18 protein-coding genes are annotated in these 21868 nt (G+C 70.3%); 7 read left to right on the top strand and 11 right to left on the bottom strand.

The features are described 5' to 3' along the window. The first annotated feature begins 46 nt into the window (after positions 1 to 46). From ACLJTM_RS20085 to ACLJTM_RS20075, 3 genes are all read left to right on the top strand, one after another. Positions 47 to 2485, top strand: a complete 2439-nt coding sequence (locus tag ACLJTM_RS20085; protein WP_411105032.1) for a beta-glucosidase family protein — start codon at positions 47 to 49, stop codon at positions 2483 to 2485. A 309-nt stretch (positions 2486 to 2794) separates the two neighbouring features. Then, positions 2795 to 3769, top strand: coding sequence for a serine hydrolase domain-containing protein (locus ACLJTM_RS20080; protein WP_411105031.1), 975 nt, complete (start codon positions 2795 to 2797; stop codon positions 3767 to 3769). A 516-nt stretch (positions 3770 to 4285) separates the two neighbouring features. After that, entirely contained in the window at positions 4286 to 4933 is a 648-nt protein-coding gene (locus ACLJTM_RS20075; protein WP_411105030.1) for a hypothetical protein, read from the top strand. A 235-nt stretch (positions 4934 to 5168) separates the two neighbouring features. Here ACLJTM_RS20075 and ACLJTM_RS20070 read toward each other — a convergent pair whose 3' ends face one another. Both ACLJTM_RS20070 and ACLJTM_RS20065 read right to left on the bottom strand, forming a co-directional pair. Continuing rightward, on the bottom strand, positions 5169 to 5849 hold the full coding sequence (locus ACLJTM_RS20070) for a nucleotidyl transferase AbiEii/AbiGii toxin family protein (protein ID WP_411105029.1): 681 nt from the start codon (positions 5847 to 5849) through the stop codon (positions 5169 to 5171). After that, on the bottom strand, positions 5846 to 6214 hold the full coding sequence (locus ACLJTM_RS20065) for a hypothetical protein (protein WP_411105306.1): 369 nt from the start codon (positions 6212 to 6214) through the stop codon (positions 5846 to 5848). The genes ACLJTM_RS20070 and ACLJTM_RS20065 overlap by 4 nt, the downstream gene beginning before the upstream one ends. 608 nt (positions 6215 to 6822) lie before the next feature. Between ACLJTM_RS20065 and ACLJTM_RS20060 the strand changes: the two genes are divergently transcribed. Then, the gene (locus tag ACLJTM_RS20060; protein WP_411105028.1) at positions 6823 to 8043 is read left to right on the top strand and encodes an MFS transporter; all 1221 of its coding nucleotides are present in this window, start codon (positions 6823 to 6825) and stop codon (positions 8041 to 8043) included. A gap of 195 nt (positions 8044 to 8238) precedes the next feature. Here ACLJTM_RS20060 and ACLJTM_RS20055 read toward each other — a convergent pair whose 3' ends face one another. Both ACLJTM_RS20055 and ACLJTM_RS20050 read right to left on the bottom strand, forming a co-directional pair. Continuing rightward, entirely contained in the window at positions 8239 to 8505 is a 267-nt protein-coding gene (locus ACLJTM_RS20055) for a hypothetical protein (RefSeq protein WP_411105027.1), read from the bottom strand. A gap of 398 nt (positions 8506 to 8903) precedes the next feature. Then, entirely contained in the window at positions 8904 to 12434 is a 3531-nt protein-coding gene (locus ACLJTM_RS20050; protein ID WP_411105026.1) for an RHS repeat-associated core domain-containing protein, read from the bottom strand. Positions 12435 to 12756: 322 nt separating this feature from the next. Here ACLJTM_RS20050 and ACLJTM_RS20045 point away from each other — a divergent pair, with 322 nt between their 5' ends. The 3 genes from ACLJTM_RS20045 (at position 12757) to ACLJTM_RS20035 (ending at position 14809) form a co-directional block, all read left to right on the top strand. Next, the gene (locus ACLJTM_RS20045) at positions 12757 to 12924 is read left to right on the top strand and encodes a hypothetical protein (RefSeq protein ID WP_411105025.1); all 168 of its coding nucleotides are present in this window, start codon (positions 12757 to 12759) and stop codon (positions 12922 to 12924) included. A gap of 551 nt (positions 12925 to 13475) precedes the next feature. Then, complete coding sequence (locus ACLJTM_RS20040; protein ID WP_411105024.1) at positions 13476 to 13835, top strand: hypothetical protein; 360 nt, start codon at positions 13476 to 13478, stop codon at positions 13833 to 13835. A gap of 335 nt (positions 13836 to 14170) precedes the next feature. Continuing rightward, positions 14171 to 14809, top strand: a complete 639-nt coding sequence (locus ACLJTM_RS20035) for a hypothetical protein (protein WP_411105023.1) — start codon at positions 14171 to 14173, stop codon at positions 14807 to 14809. Positions 14810 to 15054: 245 nt separating this feature from the next. Here ACLJTM_RS20035 and ACLJTM_RS20030 read toward each other — a convergent pair whose 3' ends face one another. The 7 genes from ACLJTM_RS20030 to ACLJTM_RS20000 form a co-directional block, all read right to left on the bottom strand. Then, on the bottom strand, positions 15055 to 15264 hold the full coding sequence (locus ACLJTM_RS20030; RefSeq protein WP_411105022.1) for an acyl-CoA carboxylase subunit epsilon: 210 nt from the start codon (positions 15262 to 15264) through the stop codon (positions 15055 to 15057). 14 nt (positions 15265 to 15278) lie between these two features. Next, positions 15279 to 16823, bottom strand: a complete 1545-nt coding sequence (locus ACLJTM_RS20025) for an acyl-CoA carboxylase subunit beta (protein ID WP_411105021.1) — start codon at positions 16821 to 16823, stop codon at positions 15279 to 15281. A gap of 49 nt (positions 16824 to 16872) precedes the next feature. Beyond that, positions 16873 to 17316 (bottom strand): hypothetical protein, encoded by a 444-nt coding sequence (locus tag ACLJTM_RS20020; protein ID WP_411105020.1) that lies wholly within the window; start codon positions 17314 to 17316, stop codon positions 16873 to 16875. Positions 17317 to 17643: 327 nt separating this feature from the next. Further along, entirely contained in the window at positions 17644 to 18486 is an 843-nt protein-coding gene (locus tag ACLJTM_RS20015; RefSeq protein WP_411105019.1) for an alpha/beta fold hydrolase, read from the bottom strand. Positions 18487 to 18734: 248 nt separating this feature from the next. Then, positions 18735 to 19943 carry a cytochrome P450 gene (locus ACLJTM_RS20010; RefSeq protein WP_411105018.1) on the bottom strand — a complete coding sequence of 403 codons (1209 nt, stop codon included), beginning with the start codon at positions 19941 to 19943 and terminating at the stop codon, positions 18735 to 18737. 78 nt (positions 19944 to 20021) lie between these two features. Then, positions 20022 to 20753: a TetR-like C-terminal domain-containing protein gene (locus tag ACLJTM_RS20005; RefSeq protein WP_411105017.1), complete on the bottom strand. Its 732-nt coding sequence runs from the start codon at positions 20751 to 20753 to the stop codon at positions 20022 to 20024. A gap of 156 nt (positions 20754 to 20909) precedes the next feature. After that, the gene (locus tag ACLJTM_RS20000; RefSeq protein WP_411105016.1) at positions 20910 to 21704 is read right to left on the bottom strand and encodes an AfsR/SARP family transcriptional regulator; all 795 of its coding nucleotides are present in this window, start codon (positions 21702 to 21704) and stop codon (positions 20910 to 20912) included. Positions 21705 to 21868: the final 164 nt, after the last annotated feature.

The raw sequence follows: 21868 nt of genomic DNA, 5'->3' as shown, positions 1-21868 counted from the left end.
CGGGATGCGAAGCAGTTCAGTGAAGGGGGTAGTGAGGGGGGTGGGGATGAACGAGGACATGCTCGATCGACTGCTGGAGAAGCTCGACCTCGTACAGAAGGTGCGGCTGCTGTCCGGAGCCACGACATGGCGGACGGCCGGCGAGCGGGCCATCGGCCTGCGCGAGATGGTGGCCTCCGACGGCCCGGCCGGGGTGCGGGGCGAGGCCTGGGACGAGCGGCTCACCTCCGCGCTGCTGCCCTCGGCATCAGCGATCGGCGCGCTCTGGGACGAGGACCTGACCGAGGAGCTGGGGGGCCTGCTCGCTTCGGAAGCGGTCCGCAAGGGGGTGGACATCGTCCTCGCCCCGACGCTCAACCTGCATCGCACTCCGCTGGGCGGCCGGCACTTCGAGTGCTTCTCCGAAGATCCCGTCCTGACGGGCCGCACGGGCGCGGCGCTGATCCGGGGCATCCAGGCGGCGGGAGTGGCGGCCACGGCCAAGCACTACGTGGCCAACGACTCCGAGACCGGGCGGATGCACGTGGACGTGCAGGTCTCCGAGCGGGTCCTGCGCGAGGTGTACCTGGCTCCGTTCGAGGCCGCTGTCGAGGCGGGCGTGTGGCTGGTGATGGCCGGGTACAACGGCGTGAACGGGGCCACCATGACCGCCAGTCCGCTGCTGGCCGAACCACTCAAGGACGGTTGGAACTTCGACGGGGTGGTGGTCTCCGACTGGGGCGCCCTGCGTTCGGCCGAGGAACCGGCGCTCGCCGCACTCGACCTGGCGATGCCGGGGCCGCAGGGACCGTGGGAGGCATCCCTGGTCCAGGCCGTGAAGGACGGCCACGTCCCCGAGGCAGCCGTCGACGAGAAGGTGCGGCGCCTGCTGCGGCTGGCCCACCGGGTGGGGGCCCTGGAGTCGGACCTGCCCCCACGTACCCCCGCGCTCGGCCCGGACGGGACCCGGTCCCTGCTGCGCCGCACCGTGGCCGCGGGCTCCGTGCTGCTGGCCAATCGCGGGGTGCTTCCGCTCGACCCGCTCTCCGTGCCCAGGGTCGCCGTCATCGGCGTGCACGCCGCCTCCCCGCGGGTGCAGGGCGGCGGCAGCGCGGGAGTCTTCCCCTCGCGCGTGGTCACCCCCCTGGAAGGAATCCGCGCCCGTCTGGACGGTCTGGCCCAGGTCGTGCACGTGACCGGTCCGGGGCTGGGCGTTCCCCCCGCGCCCCTGGGCACCGGCTGGTGCAGCGACCCGCGATCGGGGGAGCCCGGCGTGCTGGTGCGCCTCCTGGACGAGTCGGGTGCCGAGCTTCATGCCGAACACCGGCTGTCCGGGGCGCAGTTGGAGCCGCCCGTGACTCCCGCCGCACGGACGGTGGAGATCAGCGCACTCCTGCGGCCGCCCACGGCGGGGGAATGGACCTTCGCCATCGCCGGCTTCGGCCGGATGAGCCTCACGCTCGGCAGCACGACCGTCCTGGACGGCGAGTTTCCGTGCACCACCGACGACCCGGCCATCGTCCATGTGAACCCGCCGAGCCACACGGTGCGCGCGGCCGTGGACACGACGGAACCCGTCCTCCTGACGGCCCGGCGCGAACTGGTCCCAGGAGCCGGGCGCGCCACGATCGTCGCGGCAGCGCCCCCGGAGCCCGAGGCGGCGGCCGCGCTCGCCGAGGCGGTCCGGGCGGCCCGCGACGCGGACGCCGTGATCGTGGTCGTCGGCACCACCGAGCACACGGAGACCGAGGGCCACGACCGCGGCGACCTGCGCCTGGGCGGCCGCCAGGACGCACTGGTCCGCGCCGTGGCGGCCGTCAACCAGCGCACGATCGCCGTGGTCAACAGCGGCGCCCCGGTCGAACTGCCCTGGCGCGACGATGTGGGCGCGGTGCTGCTCACCTGGTTCCCGGGCCAGGAGGCCGGGACCGGACTCGCCGACGTCCTGTTCGGGGACGTCGAACCGGGCGGCCGTCTCCCCACCACCTGGGCAGCCGCCCTGACCGACGCACCCGTCACCCACGCCCACCCCGTCGACGACCTGCTCGCCTACGGCGAGGGCGTGCACATCGGGCACCGGGCGTGGCTGCTCACCGGCAGGCGGCCCGCCTACTGGTTCGGCCACGGCCTGGGCTACACCACCTGGGAGTACGGGACGGTCCACGCCCCGGCCGAAGTCAGGGAGGGCTCCCCGTTCACGGTCCGCGTCCAGGTGCGCAACACGGGCGACCGGCCCGGCCGCGAGGTCGTGCAGGTATACCTCGCCCGGCCGCGCTCCGCCGTCGAGCGGCCCGTCCGCTGGTTCGCCGGCTACGCCGCGGTGCAGGCGGAAGCGGGCGCTTCGGCCGTCGCCGCCGTCCAGGTGCCGGCGCACGCGCTGCGGCACTGGTCCGAAGCCGAGAGGGCCTGGCGCACGGAGCCGGGGACCTACCAGGTCATGGTGGGCCGCTCAGCCGACGACCTGGTGTGGACAGGGGTGCTGTCCCTCCGCGGCCGAGCGGACTGAGGCCGGGAAGCACACGCCCCGGTCCGGGCCCGCGCCGCCCTGGGCGGGACCACCGCAGCAGTGATCAGCCCCTGGCACGCTCGGCGACAGGGCCGTACGGGCCGACGGCTGGGCCCGGGCCGGGGCCGGCCAGGTGTGCGACATGTGGCGCACACCTGGCAGTAGCGGCCTGATCGACCGAGCGGAATCCGCGCGTCCGCTGCGTTGTCCTCTTGCAGAGTCCCCCCTGCGCCCGTCTCGCCGACGGGCTGCCCCCGGCCGGTGCCATCGCGTCCGTCGGCCCGAAGCGCCGTCAGTACCATGCCCACGGTGAACCTTCAGGAGCTGGTGGAAGAGCAGACGAGTCTTCGCGATGTCCCGGCGGTAGCGACGGGTTCGTCGGTGGCGGGCGTGCGCACGACGGCCACCCACGGACTGGTGGCGGTGACGGCGGAGTCGTGCTTCCGTATCGCATCGCTGACGAAGGTCTTCACCTCCGCGGCGCTGGTCCGCACGTTGCGGGACAAGGGCGTCCCGTTGGGCACACCCGTCGTCGAACTGCTGCCCGGCCTTGCGCCGGACTGGCGGGCCGACGAGAGCCTCACCGTCGAGCAGGTCCTGGGGCAGGTCTCCGGCCTGCGTCCATCGGTGGACGCGGCAACCGTGCAGGATCTGGGTGATGGGGACGGCGCGCTCCTGGAAACTGCCCGGCTTGTGGTCCGCGCCGGCAACGAGCGGAAGTCCGGCGAGCGGTGGTCTTACTACAACGGCAACTACTTCCTGGCCGGCTCGATCCTCGCGGCCCTGTGCGGCACGACGTTCGAGAGTGCGTTGAAGGGAAACCTCCTCGACCCCTGGGGCCTTGCACGGACGGGTTTCGAGACCTCGGCGGCGTCCGTCACCGGGTGGAACGGCACGACTGAACTCCCGCTGCTGGGCTATCCGCGTGCCCGTCGGCCCAGCGGGGGCCTGTGGTCGTCGGTGTCGGAGCTCCTGGCTGTCGGCGAGGGCCTGCTCGCCGACCGGGCTCTCCTGAAGGAGATCAGTCGTCCGCGCACCCGGTCCGACGACCCCATGGCCTACGGGCTTGGGTGGGCCCTGGGACGGTCAGGCCAGATGTATCTCAACGGACGGCTGCCCGGCTACCGGGCCGCCATGGTCCTGGTCCCGGACCGGGACTACGTGAGCGTGGCCCTCGCCAACCAGGACACCGCCCTGCCCGCCTTGGCGCGCCTGCTCAGCGACATGCAGCAGCCCCTTACCGGGGACGACATCGCCAAGGCGGTCAACGACTTCGCCGCCTGAAACCTCCGTGGTGAGATCCGGGCTTGACCGACAGCGGTTGACCTGGGCCATCAGCTCGCGGTTGGCCTCCCGCGCAGCTGCGAGGTCATCGTCCCGACGGGCCAGATCCCTGCGCACGTCGAAAACCTGCTACTCCAGCCCGCATCCACCGCAGCCTGACTCACCGCCGCAAAAAAGACCTGCACGCGGCCGCCGGGGAAGGATCGCCCTGGTACCAGCCGGTCTGTGCTCCACTCACGGCATCCGGGCCGGACGCAACGGAACCGGAACCGGAACCGGAACGGGCAGCCATGGCCTCCGGCCTTGACGTTGCCGATCGAACTGGTGGGAGACGAGATGCGCGACGTCGGCCAGCAGCAACTTGCAGCTGACCGCAATGGGTGATCGGAACCGCCTCCGGCTCCGACGACGACGGCTGGACCTCCTTCCTCAGCATCGGCTGACCATCCACCCACGACGCAGCAGACAACGCGACGGCGCCGCCCGCACTGACCGACCGAGCTGCATGATGTGGACATGGAAATCACGTCGGATCCGGCCATTCCTGAGCACCCCGCCCGCACCACAGAGCGCGTGTGGAGGCATCTCCTACGCGCCCGCACCGACTACCTCGCCGCCGTCTCCGCGCACTACGACGAGGTCTTCTGGGAGGTCGCGCAGCGAACACAACGCGAGGGCAGTCTCGGCAAGTCGGACATCGCGGCGCTTGTGGTGTGGAAGCGGCTGTCCGCGCAGACCCGGTGGGTATCGGAGCTCATGTCCCTGCCGGATGCCCAGGTCAGAAGAACCACAGAGCAGGCATACGCCACCGTCCGCGACACAGCGCTCCAGCGATGTGACGCAGCCCGCGCGGGCCGCAGCCTCATGTCGGACCTGCCCGGCTTCCGCACGGGTGATGCCCTGGCCTCGGCAGTCCTGACAGCAGCGGCCCCCGAGCGCATGGCGGTATACGACCGCCGTGTCCAACACGCCCTGGACACGCTCGGCCTCACACTCACTGCCGCTCCAGGGCGGTACGCCCGCTACATGCAACTGCTCGACGAGCTCCTCCAGCATGGCGGACCACATGGGGAAACCTGGACGGCGCGCGACGTCGACACCGCCCTCTACTGGATCGGACGGCCGACGCGCACCAAGCACCCGGACACACTGCCCGTCAGCTGAGGTCCGGGCCCGGCTGCGCGTGGAGGCTCTGGAAGTCGTACGCGACCTCTCCGCGGCGAAGGTTCGACTCGTGGAGGGCGACGAAGCCGCGCTCCCCGCCTTATTCCCGTCCTCGGCTCGCTCCTCGCCCGGGCGTTAGCCCCGCCCGCAGTCCCTGGTGGCTCCGGGAGCGCCGAGGGCTCTGGCCGGCCGACTCCGCACGGCCATGGTGGACGAGCTGGCCCGGCGTGTGGCGTCAGTCCTCGTACCCTTGATCGTCGTCATCGTGCTGGTGCAAGCGCCGGTTGAGGTCGTCGGCCCAGTTCTGGGCCCAGGAGCGTAGCTCTGCCGTCTCGTCGTCGGTGAGGCCGTACGCCGCGAACTCGCTGTCGTCCGCCCAGTCGGCGCCCACGAGGCGGTCGCGCAGGTCCTCCAGCCGGAACTCGTCGCGCCCGTGGCGTTCGCCCAGGCCTTCGAGCTCGGCGGTGCTGCGGTGGCGGGAGGCCGCGTGTACGTCGATGAGGTCGCGTACAGCACCGCGGTCGGCCAGGGCGCGGACCTTCGTACCGATGACGGAGTCGAAGGCGAGCACGGGCCCGTACTCGGTCTGCGTGGGCGGAGCCCAGAAGTGCTCCTTGAGCACGTCGACCTCGCACATGTCGCCGCTCTCGGCGTCGGTGGCCAGGAGACGGGCGGAGAGGGAGTCGACGTCGATCACGCGTACCTGCCAGCCCCGCGCGATCAGCCCCGCCTCCAGGACGCCCACGATCTCGGCCATCGGGGAGGGGTCCTCGGTGGCGACGTCGAGGTCCTGGCTCAGACGGTCGACGAGGCCGTGGGCCTGCACCGCGTACCCGCCCGTGAGGACCAGGGGGTAGGGGGCGCCGATGTCGATGACGGCCGCGAGGAGCCGGCGGTGCAGGTTGCTGAGGTTCACGCGGCGGTGGACACCGGAGACACGAGCTCCGGGTAGGCGTCTTCCCAGGCCGTACGGACGTGCCGGCTGATCAGCGTACGGAGCACGGGCCACTGGGCTACGAGGAGGTCGTGATTCAGGAGGGTGATGAGGTCCTCGTGGCCGCCCTCGGCCAGGACGGTCCGGTAGAGGCCCATGCGCAGGCGGGGCCGGTCGAGGTCGTAGGTCCGAAGCCCGGACCAGGCCACGTGCAGGGGGACCTCGACCAGGCCGTGCGTGGGCCCGGCGAGCTTCTCGAGCGAGGCGGGCAGCCGCCCGGCGTACCGGGCGTACAGCACCTCTCCGGCCGGACGGGCGGCAGCGGCATGATCGGCGGCGGATTCCATCACCATGCCCCCGATTATCCCGCGTCCCGCCCATCCCTGGTACCGCAGACAGAACGGAAGCTGTTGTCGACAGTGCGTACGCGGACCCGCCTGCACCCGCGCGTCACCTGTAGTCGCAGGTCACGGCGCTTGCCCGCGCCCCCGCGGGGGCGGCCCCGAGGAAGGCGCCCGGTACGTCCCCCTCGGGGACTGCTCGGGGTCTGAGGAACAGGGAGAAGACGCTGTGGCGGATGCTCTCCGCGACCGCCGGGCGGTCCGAGGAGATCCTCGTCGTGCACCCGCAGCAAGGCCCGCCGCCGAGGACGGGCGCGCGAGGACTTCGTACTGGAGGCGGTCTGCTCGGACGTCGGACGCGGACGTCGAACATCGGACGTCGGACACCGGCACCGCCCGCCTTCTGCCTCGCCGAGGCGTCTCAGAGGCGGCCAACCTGCTCGCGCCTGGAGAAAGCCGCCGATGGATGTGCGGTGCGGCCGGGACTGGTGCGTATCCGCGTCCGCATCTCCCCTGGTCCGATGCGGGCCGACCGGGGTGGGACCGGGGTACTTGCTATCATCCACGCGTCGGCCTTCGTCGCCCCCGCTCGGGTGCGCGCGAAGGCTTTTTTCATGGCTTCTGACACCCCTGCCTCCGGCACACCCCCAACCACCTACCGTGACCTGCTGCGCAACCGTGATTTCCTCGGCCTGTACGCCAGCTCCACACTGACGGTCGCCGCAAGCACCTTGTCGGGCTTCGCGCTCGGCACGCTGGTCAACCAGCAGACCAAGTCCCCCTTCCTGACCGCTGTGAGCATGTACGGCGCCACCTTCGCGACGGTACTCGGTGCGCTGACGCTGATGTCGGTCGCGGACGGAAGCCGTCCTCGCCGGACCCTTGTCGCGCTGCAGTGCGTCTCGCTCGCAGGTGTTGCCGCGCAGGCGGTTCCCGGGCTGCCGCTCGCCGCCCGGTTCGGTCTGCTCCTTGTACTGGGGTTCTTCCAGTCCCTGGGAACGGGCACACGGATGGGGCTGCTCGCCGAGGTAGTGCCCGCCTCCGCCTATGCACTGGCACGTTCGCTGTTGAACGTCACCTCGGGAGGTACGGCCATCCTGGGCTACGCCATCGGCGCCGTACTGCTGCGGTACCTGAGCCCGCAGGAGGTCTTCGCCGTCGCGACGGCCCTGACCGGGGGTGGGTTGGTCATGGTGGCGATGACGGTACGGGAACACTCGATCCGTCTGACCCGTCGCCCTGGACTGCGCCAGACCTGGACGACGAACATCGCACTCCTCTCCCACTCCGGCCAACGCGCGCTGCTGCTGAACCTGTGGGTCCCCAATGGCCTGATCGTCGGCTGCGAGGCCCTGTTCATCTCCTACGCCCCCCGTCACGCCGGCGTCTTCCTGGCCGCCGGATCGGCAGGCATGCTCCTCGGTGACCTTGCGGTCGGGCGGCTGTTCACCGCCGGACAGCGACGCCGCTGCGCATTCGCCTTGCGACTGCTGCTCGCCGCCCCCTACCTGCTGTTCGCCGTCCACCCGCCCGTGCTGGTGGCGACGGCCGCGGTGTTCGTCGCCAGTGCCGGCTTCGCTGCCACCCTGCCGCTCCAGGAGCAGCTTCTGGAGTTGACTCCGGATCCGGTCCGCGGCCAGGTCCAGGGAGTTGAGTCCGCGGGCCGGATGACGTGGCAGGGTATCGGAGCCGCGATCGCTGGTGGCATGGCCCAGCACCTCACTGCTGGCACGGTCATCACCTGTGCGGCCGCCGTCTCCATCGCCATCACCGTCTTCTCCCGGCCCTTCCTGGTCCGCGCCCGAGCCGTCCGTGTCGGGGCGGCCCAGTCATAGAGTCCCCACAACGGTGTGAGCAGCGGGCGCGGCCAGACGCGCCCGCCGCGTCCCGCTACTCGTCGACAGCGTCCGGGGCACGGGGCACGGGGCACGGAGGGGCGGGGCCGCATTCCGCCGAGCCGGTCGGGGATGGAAGGAGTACACGCAGAACCGGCCAGGCCGCTCGCGGTGGCTGCCCGGCCGCCGGATAGGTCAGGCGATGTGGTCCGGTCCGGAAAACAGCTGGTGGTAGCGGTAGGCGCAGCCATCGCTGAGCGCCACCAGGGCTGCGTATCGGACGAGTTCGTCCATCCGGGCGTACTTCCCGCCCACGGTGAACGTGGCCGCCAGCGTCCGGGTGCGGAACACCGACAGCGCTTCCGCATCCCCGACCTCAAACGCGCGGTCGATCGCGCGGGTCAGCTGCCGGTTCCGGCCCCACTCCGTCCGGTACTCACCCACCCACATCGGCAGCGACATCTGCAGGTCCGCTTTCGTCGTCGGGATCGGAGTCGACTGGTCCGCCGCTGCCCAAGGTCAGACCCCTCATGCCGACCGTCATGTGAAGCCACTCGAACGCCTCACGTGTACTCCAGCAGGCAGTCGGCAGGGCTCGGGCCCCTGAGCCGTCATGGCGAAGCCCGGGACGCTGTATCGCGTCCCGGGCTTGGCCCGCCCGGTGCCTCCGGGGATCAGCCACTGTCCCGGCGTCCCAGGCCTCCACCAGTGGTCCCGTCTGCGCTGGCCTGCAGTTCCGTCAGCGCTTTCGACGAACCGTGAAAGCTATCGCGACGGCAGCGATGATGATGATCGCAAGGATCCAGAGCGGAGTCCCGGACGAGAAGCCCTTGTATGCCAATTCCTTCACTGCACTCACCTCATGAAGTAGCGTTGTCGTAGATTTCCTCGGTGGCTTGACCCGCTGCGGCTCCACCGAAGGCACAGACGGGAGCAGCCGTACCGCCGGTCACATACAGGCAGCCGGCCTCGAATCCCTTGTCGACCGCGAACGACAGGGCTGTCCCTGCCGCTCCCTCCCAGTCCCCTTCGGAAACCTGGCTGCCGAGCTGACCGATCGTGATGACGTCGTTGGCGAATGAGACCTTCTTGCTCGCCGATTCGGCGAAGCTCAGCAGCGAACGTCCGGTCGGGTCGATGTTGTTCACGGGGTCGGCGCCGGCGTAGGCGTAGCGGTTGCCCTGTGCGGGGTCTGCGAGGAAGGTGAGGGGGTCTTGGGTGGTGAAGCGGCCGGTGGTGGGGTCGTACCAGCGCTGGCCGTACTTGAGGTAGCCGGTGGTGCGGTCGTAGGTGCCGCCGACGAACCGGTAGGGGTTCTCGGTGGCCGCGGTGCCGGACTTGACGGTCTGGGCGGCGCCGTAGGGGTCGTACTCGTAGACGCCGGACTGGACGGTCGACTGGTTGATGAACTGCACCGGGCTGCCGAGGCCGTCGATGATGTAGTACGCCTCGTAGCCGTTCGTGGTGCGCAGGGCCAGGGGCTGGCCGGTGGTGGGGTCGTGCTCGATGTAGGCGGTGCCGGTGCTCAGCTTGACCTGCTCGATGACGGGCATGCCGTACTGGTCGGTGCGGCCGTGGACGTAGTCGACGCTTTCGCCCTTGTCGGTGCTCTGGTGGACCAGTTCGTTGGCGTTGGCGCCGGCGTAGGTGTAGCTGCCGGTGCCGTTGCCGGTCTTGGCGGTGGCCATGCGGCCGGCGGCGTCGAAGGTGACCGCGGACAGGGCGGGGGTGGTGGTGAGGTTGCCCTGGCCGTCGTAGGTGTAGCCGGGGGTGGTGATCTGGTTGGCTGCGTCGTAGGCCAGGTTCTGGGTGGTGGTGCCGTCGGAGGACGTCTTGCGGTTGCCGCGCGCGTCGTAGGTGTAGGTGTACGTCTTGCCACCCCCCGAGGTCGCGACCTGCGTCAGCCGGTTGCCGCTGTCGTATCCGTAAGTGGTCGTCTTACCCGTCAGGTTGTCTTTATTCCACTGCAGCAGGCTCCGGTCGTCGCCCTTGGTGGTGGAGCAGGTGCCGGGGGTGCCGATGGCACGGCAGTAGGTGGTGTCGAACTGGCGGGTGGGCGCGGTGGCCGGGCCCTGGTCGGCCCAGACGCGGCTGATGCGACCCGAGGTGTCGTAGTCCTGGTGGACGCGCGCCTTGAAGATGGTGCGGGAGTCGTTGGTGCCGTAGTACGTGTCGGTGCGCCGGCCCCGGTCGTCGTAGGCGAAGCCGATCTTCGTCGAGGTGGAGGGGGCGTTGGTGGTCACCTGGGTGAGCTTGTTCGCCGCGTCGTAGGTGTAGGCCGTGGTGCCGCGGGCGTCGGCGAGCGAAGTCTGGTTGCCGTTCTTGTCGTAGCCGTAGCCGATGGTGCCGCCGCCGGAGGTGGCGGTGCGGGCGGTCAGCTTGCCCAGGTTGTCGTAGCCGTAGGTGGTGGTGCCGGACGCGTCGGTGCGCGTACGGACCCGGCCGAAGCCGTCGTAGGTGTAGCTGACGTCGGGTGTGGCATCGGAGTAATCGATCTTGATGATCCGGTCACCGTCGTCGTGGGTGAACGTTCTGGTGATGCCGCGGCCGTCCTTGGAACTGGCCAGGCGGCCGAAGGTGTCGTAGGTGTACGACTTCACCTTCAGCGACCCGCCGGCCGGGTCCACCGAGGTGACCTGCCGGGTGGCGCTGTCGTAGTTGTAGGTGGTGCTGGTGGTGTTGCCGGGGTCGGTGGAGGTCTTCACCGTGCCGTCGGTGTTGTAGTCGACCTTCGCGGTGGAGGCGTTCGCGTCGGTTGTCTGGGTGAGGTTGCCGGCCCCGTTGTAGGTGTAGGTCGACTTGTTCGACTGACTGTCCGTCGACTCGGAGGGCAGGTACTTCGACCCGGCTGCGGTGTTGCCGTACGCGGCGGAGAAGGAGGCCCCCGAGGGGGACTCGGACTTCGTCACGGATTCGCCGCTGTTGGCACCGAAGGTGTTCGTGGTGGTTCCGGCGCCGCTGCCGCCGCCGTCGGTGGCGGTGGCGGTGTCGAAGTTCGCCGTGTACGTCTTGGACCGCTCGCGGCCCTCGGCGTCAGTGGCCTTCTTCACCCGGCCCGACTTGTCGTCGGTCAGCTCGTACGTGGTGTGCGGGACCGCGGTGATCGCCTGGTCCTGGTCGGTGTTGGGCGAGGCGACGAGCGTCTTGGCCGGGTCCGCGTAGGAGAGGCGGGTGACGGAGTCGCCCGGGGAGCCGGCGGCCCTGTTCTCCTGCGTGATCGAGGTGACACCGATCGACCCGTAGCCGAACCGGGTCACTCCCCCACCCGGGTTGGTGATCGCGGTGAGCTTGTGGGCGGCGTAGGAGAAGCTCGTGGTGCGGCCCAGCGTGTCCTTGATCGAGGCCAGGTCCCCGGCCCCGTCCACGGTGTAGGTGACGGTGCGCTTCCTACCGTCCGAACCCGTCTGGGACAGCGTGGTGACGTGCCCGGACGCCGAGGCGTACACGGCCGTCCTCTGGGCCTGCGTGCCCCGCGTGGAGACGATCGTCGTCGGCAGGTCACCGTTGTAGGCGAGGGTGGTGGCGTTGCCGTTGCGGTCGGTGGTCTTCGTCAGCTTCCCGGCCGAGTCGAAGTCCTGCTTGCCCGAGCCGTCGTTCGCGCTGAGCGTGTAGGTGCCGTCACCGTTCTTGACGAGCTTCGCCTTCGCGCCGGCCGAGGCGGTGAGCCCGGAGGCGGAGTTGGTGAACAGCCAGGTCGTCCCGCCCTGCCCGTAGTAGGTGACCGAGCCTTCCTCGTGAACCTTCAGAGCGACGTCGTACGGGGTCAGCTTCCACCCGTAGCCGGCCTTGGCGTTCGCGCCGGTGGCGTCCGTGCCGATGGAGGCGCTGTTGTAGGCGGCTCCGAGACCGGTATCGCCGTTGATGCCGGGCAGTGTGAGGTCGCTGGTGGTGACGAGGAGGTTGCCGGTGCCGACGTCGACCTGGGCTCCGACGTGGTCGCCTGCGGCGAACTTCAGCCTGCTGGCGCCCGGCCGTTGGCCCGCGCCGGCCATCGGGCTGACCCGGGTGGACTGGCGGGTGGTGAGCGCGGTGCAGTCACTGCCCTGGCAGGCCTGGGCCTGCCAGTCGAACTGGGTGCCGATCCGGATCGGGTCCGGCAGCTTGAGCCGGGCCACGTCACCGGCGTTGACCGTGACCGCGGTGCCGTTGACGAGGTCGTTGGCGCCGCCTGCGGCGTAGGTACCGGCATAGAACTTGACCGTGACCTGGCCACTGCCGGCCGCGGTCTTCGCCGTCAGGACCGGCTGCGTCGACTCCGTCAGCGCCACCAACTGCGACAGCGCCCCTGGCGCCGCCATCGCGGGAGTCATCCCCCACGCGGTGACGGCGGCGGCCACCCCCGCCGCGCAAACCGCTTGTGACCAGCGTTTTTTGACACGCACGTACGACATGCATCCCCCATGCGAAGAAACACCCACCCCCTGGCGAGCGCCCCTCATCCTCAATGCCCCCACACAGTGGAATGAAAGGTTCCGGGGCGCCGTCACCCACCGAAACCAAGGTCACCTAGGGTCAGTTCACGGAATTTCATCGATTCTGGGCGCCCAATCCAAGGCTTCGGCGCCCCCATGATCGTCATTCGAGGGCGCAGACTCGTTTCCACCTGACAAAACGTTGAAGGTGCAGACCATATGAACAAACCCACACGCATGCCCTCCCCCACCCGGGGCACAAGGTGTCCTCAACGCCCACCATCACGACCGGAGTTGTGTCATGCCCCTCTGGCTCACCGCGCTGACCATCCTGGCCGCCTGGACCATCGTCGCCACGGGCCTGGGCCTCCTGCTGGCCCGCCACATTCACCGGTCCCCCGCGCCCACCCCGCAGAACGCCGCCCCGCACACCGTGCCCATGCCCGCGGGAACAGGGGCGATCATCTGACCCGGCCACGGCCACACGCACCCACCCGGCGGTCGGGGCAACGGGCCACACGGAGATCAGATCGCGGCCGCGGAACCTCCCTGTTCCCCTTCCCCAGCCCGCGCTACGCCGCGACCACCGGGGCGCTCCCCGCGGACCCGGGTCTACCGGACCGGCCACCTGGATACCCACAGCCCCAGTCCACAGCCGGACCGAGGTGAAACGGCTTGCCTCGCCATGACGAGGCCGTCTCGTCTGGGTCTCGGGGCAGCGTGGCGGGCGGTGTCGGTGAGTGTCGTGGCAGGCAGGGTCACCTACCGCGGTCCGGCCCGCTCCAGTGTTCACGCCGGTGTGCAGGGCGATCAGGCTGAACGTGTCGAAGCATTCGGCGGCCGGCTGAGCGCGGCCCCGGCGACGCCAGGACTCGGTGACCGGCCGCTCGCATCTCCCACGCCACCACCCGACAGAATCGGAGCAGGCCAGGTGCGGAAACTGCGTAGCTGCCGAGTTCGCGATGGCAGTATCGTCCGGTCTCCTGGCCCGCTGTACCGGCGGCCTACGTTCAGAGAGCGATGCACATGACCAGCCAGCAACCAACGACGACCCTGTGGCGCCCCACCGGCCCCAAGGAGTTGGATCTGGTTCGGGAGCTGAACTGGCGTGCTTGGCCGGCCCGGCTGCCCGAGCAGCCGATCTTCTACCCGGTCCTCAATGAGGACTACGCGATCAGGATCGCGCGGGACTGGAACGTGAAGCACGATGGCGCCGGCTTCGTCACTCGCTTCGAGGTCGAGTCGGAGTTCTTGAGCCGGTACCCCATCCAGCAGGCGGGCGGGCAGACGATCCTTGAGCTCTGGGTTCCGGCCGAGGAGCTTGACGATTTCAACGCCCACATGGTCGGCAAGATCCACGTGGTCCACGAGTTCCACTGATGCGGGGACAGCTTGCCGAGGGGAGCATGTCAGCCGGGGCGATGATCCCGACGTGGCTGCTGTGATCACGGCGTCGGGGCCGTCCTGGACAGCCCCCTTTCACCGGGCTGGCCCGCGTGCCTTCGGGAGGCCGATGACTGTGCTGTGGCGCGAGGCACGGATGCGGCTCGCAACGAGGCGGTCGAGAGCGGGCTGGATGGTGCGCAGTGCACCCCGTCGACCGTGCGACCGACCGGTCGTCCTGACCTATCAGCAGGTACAACTCACAGTTCGGGGGTGGCCTCGGGACCCAGCATGACCCGGCGACTCGCCGGTCGGACCGGACGATCTAGGGTGTGCTCGTGAAGCCCATCCCACCGCCGCAGATACCGGCTGACGAACTCCGGCCCAACCGTCGCTGGTATGCCATGGCAGGCGCGATCGCCTTCGTGCTCATCGCAACGGGCATGGCCATCGGTGCCTTCCGGTTCACCAACGCGATCGACGCGGTGGACACCACCCATCCGTTCGCCAACGGCGACATCGTTACCGTTCGGCTCGAGCCGGCGAGTGAGAGGGCCATCTGGATCAGGGACGAGGAATTCGGCCCGTCCGCCGCCCCGAAGTGCAGCATCACCGGGCCGGGCGACCCCAGTCTCACCGCTCCGGGGATCGACGTGTTCCTCACCCGTCGTGAGACATGGAATCCGCTCTACACCATCGACGTGCCACGAGCAGGCGACTATCAGATCGCCTGTTCGTCCCACGCATCCTCCAAGTACGCCATCGGGGACTCCGGAGGATTTTTCGCGCTTGCGGGCTGGCTGGTACTGGCCGGCGTTCTCCCCATCCTCGGAATCACCATCTGCGCCGTCATCGTCCTCGTCACCGCTTTCCGCCGCAGGCGCCATCGCAAGCAGCTGCTCGCCGAACGCCACGGCTCCGGTGGGAAACCCGGCGTACGCCAGTCCGGCCCTGGTGTCGCCGCACAGTGAATGCCGCCTTGCCCCGCAGGAGCTGACCCGGACCGGTGAGGCGGCCCGCACGAGGGCGGGCTCACCGTGCCACTCCCCGAGCGCTGCAAAAGCGCTTTGCCCTGGCAAGGGTGTCGCCGCCGCCCTCGACGGCTCGTTCATCGCGTGCCCCGACGCAGGTGTCGGCGACACGGGTTCAGTCGGTCGGTGACCGGTCTGGGGGCGGCGGCCTAGTCACGGGGGATCGGCCGCCGCCTCCGGACGTTCTATGCGGCGTCGGGGGTGGGGGTGGGGTTGGTCTGCCAGCTGCGGGGCGTCGGGGATGCGGGGATGCGCCAGGGGGCGGGGAGGGGGGTGTGGGGGTGGGTGGCGGTGTGTGGGGGGTGCGCGGCCAGGGAGCACAGGAGCGCGGTGAGGGCGGCCAGTTCCTCCTCGTTGGGGTGGCCTCGGCCGATGCGGAACTCCGGGGTCGTCACGGGTGCCTCCGTGGTCACTGGGGCTGGTTGCCGTGTTTGCGGGGCGGCAGGTCGGCGTGTTTGGTGCGGAGCATCGCGAGGGAGTTGATGAGGGTCTCGCGGGTGTCGGCGGGGTCGATGACGTCGTCGACGAGGCCGCGTTCGGCCGCGTAGTACGGGTGCGTCAGTTCTGTTCTGTATTCCTTGATCTTCTGCGCTCGCACGGCCTCGGGGTCTTCGGCCTCGGCGATCTGCTTGCGGAAGATCACGTTGGCGGCGCCCTCGGCGCCCATGACGGCGATCTCGTTGGTGGGCCAGGCGTAGGTGAGGTCGGCGCCGATGGACTGGGAGTCCATGACGATGTACGCGCCGCCGTACGCCTTGCGCAGGACCAGCGAGATGCGGGGGACGGTGGCGTTGCAGTAGGCGTAGAGCAGTTTGGCGCCGTGGCGGATGATGCCGTGGTGTTCCTGGTCGACGCCGGGGAGGAAGCCCGGGACGTCGACGAGGGTGATCAGGGGGATGTTGAAGGCGTCGCAGAGCTGGACGAAGCGGGCGGCCTTCTCCGAGGCGTGGATGTCCAGGACCCCGGCGAGGTGGCGGGGCTGGTTGGCGACGAGGCCGACGACCTGCCCGTCGAGACGGGCCAGGGCGCAGATGATGTTGGCGGCCCAGCGTTCGTGGACCTCCAGGTAGTCGCCGTCGTCGACGAGTTCGGCGATGACCCCGCGCATGTCGTAGGCCTGGTTGCCGTCGGCGGGGACGAGGTCCCGCAGGGCCCGTCCGTCGTGACTGCCGCGGGCCGGGGGCTGCACCGGGGGTGGGGTCTCCCGGTTGTTGGCGGGCAGGAGGGAGAGGAGGTAGCGGACCTCGGCTATGCAGGTTTCCTCGTCGTCGTACGCGAAGTGGGCGACGCCGGAGGTCTCGGCGTGGACCTCGGCGCCGCCCAGGCCGTTCTGGGTGATCTTCTCGCCCGTCACGGCCTGGACGACGTCCGGACCCGTGATGAACATCTGCGAGGTGTCCCGGACCATGAAGACGAAGTCCGTGAGGGCGGGGCTGTAGGCGGCACCGCCCGCGCAGGGACCGAGCATCACCGAGATCTGCGGGATCACCCCGGATGCCTTGGTGTTGCGCCGGAAGATGCCGCCGTACCCGGCGAGGGCCGAGACGCCCTCCTGGATGCGGGCGCCGGCGCCGTCGTTCAGCGAGACCAGGGGGGCGCCGGCCGCGAGGGCCATGTCCATGATCTTGTGGATCTTGGTGGCATGGGCCTCGCCGAGAGCGCCACCGAAGATCCGGAAGTCGTGCGCGTAGACGAAAACCGTACGGCCCTCGACCGTGCCCCAGCCGGTGATCACACCGTCCGTGTAGGGCTTGTTCTCCTCCAGGCCGAAACCGGTGGCCCGGTGCCGGCGGAGCTGCTCGACCTCGTGGAAGGAGTCCTCGTCGAGGAGGAGCGCGATGCGCTCGCGGGCGGTCAGCTTGCCCTTGGCGTGCTGCGCCCGGGTGGCCCTCTCGCTCGGGCCGGAGCGCGCCTCCTCGCGGACGGCTGCCAGTTCCGCGACCTGGACTCTCATGTGTTCCCCCGCAGATCTCGCCGGATGGGTGGTGGGTGGTTCGCTGCTTTCAGCTGTTGAGCTTCTTCAGGCCGGAGATCTGGAGCACGGCGAACAGGCCGACGGTGGCAGCCTGCATGAGGGTCCAGACGGTGCCGACGGTGTTGCTGTCGACCCAGCCGAAGATCGCGGTGGCGATGCTGGCGACCGTCCAGAGGAGGTTGGCCTCGATGATCACCTTGGTGGCGGTGGCGGACGGGACGGGACGGGCGGCCGCCAGGCCGACGAGCAGGCCGAACACCGTGAGGAAGGCGCCGATGCCGCGGAGCAGGCCGGTGGATACGCCAAGCAGGTCGCCGACGGGGCCGGCGGCGACGAGGTAGATCAGACCGTTGACGCCGGTGACGACTGCGTCGAGGGTGAGGAAGAGGCGCAGGGGGCGGGCCGCGGCCGCAGCGCGGGAGGTGCTCCCGCTCTGGACGGCGTGAGCGGGAGTGGTCTGGCTGGTGGTCATGGGATCTCTCCTGCTGGGTGGTTGGGTGTGTGGGGGCGGGTGTCGGCGGGTGGGAGGTGGGGGTGGTGCATGTGTGGGGAGAGAGGTGGGGGGCCGCCGTTCTCGGGGTGTGGAAGAGGGGATCCCGGGAGCGGCATGTGGCCGGTGTGGGTGTGCGGGCGGTGTGGGTGTGCGCGACGCCGGCCGCGGGTCCAGCGTCGCAGTGTGCGCTGACCGGGTACTGACGCGCTGCTTACGCTGCCGCCGGGTGCCGGCGGGCGGTGGGGCGGCCTTGAGCGCCCGCGTCGTGGGTGGTGGGTTGGGGGTGGGGTGGGGTGGGGTGGGGTGTCAGCCCGTGGGTTCGTCCCGGGCGAAGGACAGCAGGTCTTGGGAGAGCTGGTCGGCTCGGGTGGCGAACAGGGCGTGCGCCGCGTCCTGGTAGGTGAGGAACGTGGCCTTGGGGAGCAGGGCCGCCGTCGGGCGGGCGCACAGGTCGTACGGGGCGCCTATGTCGGCGGTGCCGTGGATGATCAGGACCGGCAGGTCCAGGGCTGCCACCTCGGCTCGCTGATCGGTCTGGAAGAGGGTGCGGTACAGCTCGGTGGCCGCGCGCGGCGACATGTCCAGGGAGGTGCGCAGCAGCCAGTCCGCCAGGTCGCGGGAGATGCCGAGCTCCTCCGGGGAGGCTTCGGGGCCGCCGAAGAAGGGGATCGTGAATCCTGCGAGCCAACCTGCGCGGTCGCGGCGGATGGCTGCCGTCACCTCCTCCAGCAGGGCGGGTGGCAGCCCCTGCGGGTTGTCCGGGGCGAGCTGCATGAACGGGGTGGTGGAGGCGACCAGGGCCAGCTTGGCCACCCGGTCGGTGCCGTGGCGGTGCAGGTAGCGCACGGCTTCCCCGCCGCCGAGGGCGTAACCGACGAGGACGGCGTCGCGGACGTCCAGGTGGTCCAGCAGGCAGGCGAGATCGTCGGCGAGGGTGTCGTAGTCGTAGCCGTCCCAGGGTTTGTCCGAGCGCCCGCTGCCGCGTCGGTCGTAGGTGATGCACCGCAGGCCCTGCTCGGCGAGGAAGGAGGCCTGGAACTCCCACATGCGGGAGTCGAGCATCGCGGTCGCGGTCAGGATCACGGGACGGCCCTGCCCCCAGTCCTGGTAGGAGAGGGTGGTGCCGTCGGGGGTGGTGAGCTGCGTCATCGGGTCTCCGGGGCGGGGGTGGGCGGGGCGGGGCGGCGCCGGGCGGATGCCGGTTGGGGGTGACCGGTCGGGGGCGGGCGTGGAGGGGCCGGGCGTGGACCCGGGGACCAGGCCCGGGGACCGGACCCGGGGACCGGGCCGGGCCCGACCACAGAGGCCGGGCCCGGGCCGGGCCGGGGGGTGGCGGGTTGCGCGCGGGCGGCGGTTGCGGGGGGGGAGGGGTTGCGGGGGCCGGGTCGGCCCCCTCGTCACCAGGTGACCGGGAGGTGGGTCAGGCCGTGGAAGACGGTGTTCTTGCGGAAGAGGGTCTGCGGCTCGGCCGCCAGCTTCATGTCCGGGAAGCGGCGGAGCAGCGCCCGCATGGCGAGGTGCATCTCCAGCTGGGCCAGCGGCTTGCCCTGGCAGAAGTGCGGGCCGTAGCCCCACTGGAGGTGTCCGCTGGAGTCGCGGTCGATGTCGAGCTTGTGGGGGCAGCCGTACATCCGCTCGTCGTGGTTGCCGGCCGGAATGGAGATCACCACGGGGTCGCCGGCCTCGAAGAGGACCCCGCCGATCTCGACGTCCTCGATGGCCTGCCGGACGATCGCGTCCTGGGAGATCGACCAGAAGCGCAGCGACTCCTCCACGAACTCCGGCACGAGGGCGCCGTCGTCGGCCGCGACCCGTTCGCGCAGTTCGTCGTCGTCGAGCAGGCTCAGGATGTTCAGCGCGATCTGGTTGGTGGTGGTCTCGTGTCCGGCGACCAGCACCAGCAGGGCGATGCCGACGAGTTCGGACAAGGTGATCTCGCCGGATGCCACATAGGTGACCAGGCGGCTGATCAGGTCGTCCTTGGGTTCCTCGAGCTTCGCCTCGGCGAGTTCCCTCAAGTAGGTGCTGATGTCGAGGTATGCGCCGTAGGCGACGGCCGGGTCCTCCTGGGAGATGACGACCCGGGTGGTCTCGATGAAGAAGGCGTAGTCGGCCTCCGGGACCCCGAGGAGCCGGCCGATGACCAGGGTGGGGAGCTTCCGGGAGAACGCGTCGTGGAGGTCGGCCGGCTGGGGCAGCGCGGCGAACTCGTCGAGGAGCCGCTCGGTGAGCGCGCTGATGTCGTCCTCCAGGCCGCGCACCCGCCGGGCCGTGAACTCCTTCTGGATCAGGCCGCGCAGTCTGCCGTGCTCGGGGTCGTCCATCCGGAGGTACGAGCTGGGGCGCTCGCCCGGGGGGAGCTGGATGCGCACGGGGGCGCCGGGGCGCGTCTCGTCCGCGCTGAGCAGGGGGTGGGCGAGGGCCGTGCGGACGTCCTCGTAGCGGGTCACCAGCCAGGCGAGTCTGGAGCTGGTCGCACCTTCCGGGATCCGCACCGCCGTGGGGGGCTTGCGGCGCAGTTCGTCGAGGACCGGCGGCAGCGTGCCCTCTTCGGTGCGGGGGAACGGCCAGTCGAGGGCCACTTCCCGGAGGGACTCTAAGGACATCGGGTCCTGCCTTTCAGCGGGTACGGGGTGAGGGTTCGCGCGGAGGAGGGGGGCGCGGCGGCGGGTCTGGGGCGGCGGTCAGGGGCGGGGCAGGCCCACGTACGCGCCCATGGAGGTCGCGGCGTGGACGTAGAACGCCTCCGGGTCGGCGGCGACGCCGGCGATGTGTCCGTAGACCTCGAAGCCGAGCATGCCGTGCAGTTGGGTCCAGGCGGTGAGCATCCGGGCGACCACGGGGTCGGGGAGTCCGGCGAGCAGGCCGCTCGTCAGCGGTTCCACATTGCGGCGCATCCCCTCCGACAGTTCGGGGTCCCCGGCGTGGGTGGCGAGGGTGCCGGCCTCCTGCGCCTGGTGGAGTGTGGCCAGGAGGGCGAGTACGGTGCGGGCGCCGGCGGCCATCGTCTCGGGCGGGGCGCTGTAACCGGGTACGGGGGCGGCCCAGATCAGGGCGTACTCGTGGGGGTGGTCCAGGGCCCAGCGGCGTACGTTCCGGCAGACCTCGACCCAGCGCGTCAGGGGGTCCTGCCGGGGGGCGGGGCCGCCGGGTGCGGCGGTGTGTTCGGCGGCGGCGCCCATCGCGTGGTAGGCGTCCAGGACCAGATCGGTCAGCAGGTCCCATTCACCGGGGTACACCTCGTGTGCGGTGGTGACGTCCACGCCCGCGTCCTCGGCCAGGCCGTCGAGGTCGAGGTCGACGAGGCGGCGTCGGGGCAGGCGGGCTGCCGCGGCCTGCCGCAGGGCTCGGCGTACCGCCTCGGTGGTGTCCTTGTCCGTTCCGGCGCTCTTGCCCGAGGGGTCGATGGCGTTCATGTGGTGGCTCCTCTCTGGTGGTCCGTCCGGGCCGGTGCGCGGCTGCGGGTCGCGGCCTGTGCCAGACGAACACGGTGTACTGACGTGGTACTGACGAATGGACTGTTTCCTTCCACCCTTGTCCGGAAGCAGGGGGGCGTGCTCCGGGAGGGTGGGTCAGGGGACCGGTTGGAGGGTGGTGGTGAGGCGCTGGGTCAGGGCGGGGGCGTGGGAGAGGACCCGGTTCTCGATCTCGCGGAGGGTGGGGGACGGGTCGATGCCCAGTTCTTCGGAGAGGCGGCGTCGCATCAGGCGGTAGGTGTGGAGGGCGTCGGCCTGGCGGCCCGAGCGGTAGAGGGCGATCATCAGCTGTTCGCAGAACCGTTCGCGCAAGGGATGGGTGTGGTGGGCGTCCTGGAGTTCGGCGAGGAGCGCGGCGTGCCGGCCCAGGGTGAGCTCGGCCTCGAAGCGCAGTTCCATGGCCCGCATGCGGTACTCCTCGTAGCGCGCGCAGGCGAGTTGGCAGATGGTGCCGCCGGTGAAGTTCCCGAAGACGGGTCCGCGCCAGAGGGCCAGGGCGTCGCCGAGCAGGACCGCGGTGGCGCTGGGGTCCTTGGCCGCGAGGAGTTCGGCCTGCCGGACGGCCTTGACGAACTCGGCGGCGTCCAGCTCCCCTTCCTGGAGCGCGATGCGGTAGCCGGAGGGGTGCATCGTCACCCGGCTGCCCTTGCGGTCCGGTTCCAGTCGCTTCAGTTTGCGGCGGAGCCGGCTGATGTGCGCCTGGAGGGCGTTCATCTCGTTGTCCGGCATGGACTCCCCCCACATCTCGTTGATGAGGCTCTCGCCCGAGATGGTCTGGCGCTCGTTGACGAGGAGGGTCTGGAGGAGGGTGCGCTGGAGGTCGCCGGAGATCTCCAGGCTGCCGGACCGGGTATGGATCTCCAGTGCGCCCAGGATCGAGAAGCTCAGCATCCTGTGCCCCTGACGTCGGGGTCGGTCGCTCTTCGTGCCCGCGCCGGCTCGGCGTCGGTCACTTCGAGGTGCCCGTGGTGGTCGAACCGCATGAAGCCCTCCTAACAGAACGGTTCCTCACGGCTGCCGCCATTGAGCAGGCTCGGACAGCGGCAGCCGGCTAA

The organism is Streptomyces sp. cmx-4-9, from assembly GCF_046548835.1.
Lineage (GTDB): Bacteria > Actinomycetota > Actinomycetes > Streptomycetales > Streptomycetaceae > Streptomyces.
This window is presented reverse-complemented; position numbering and strand designations above follow the sequence as displayed.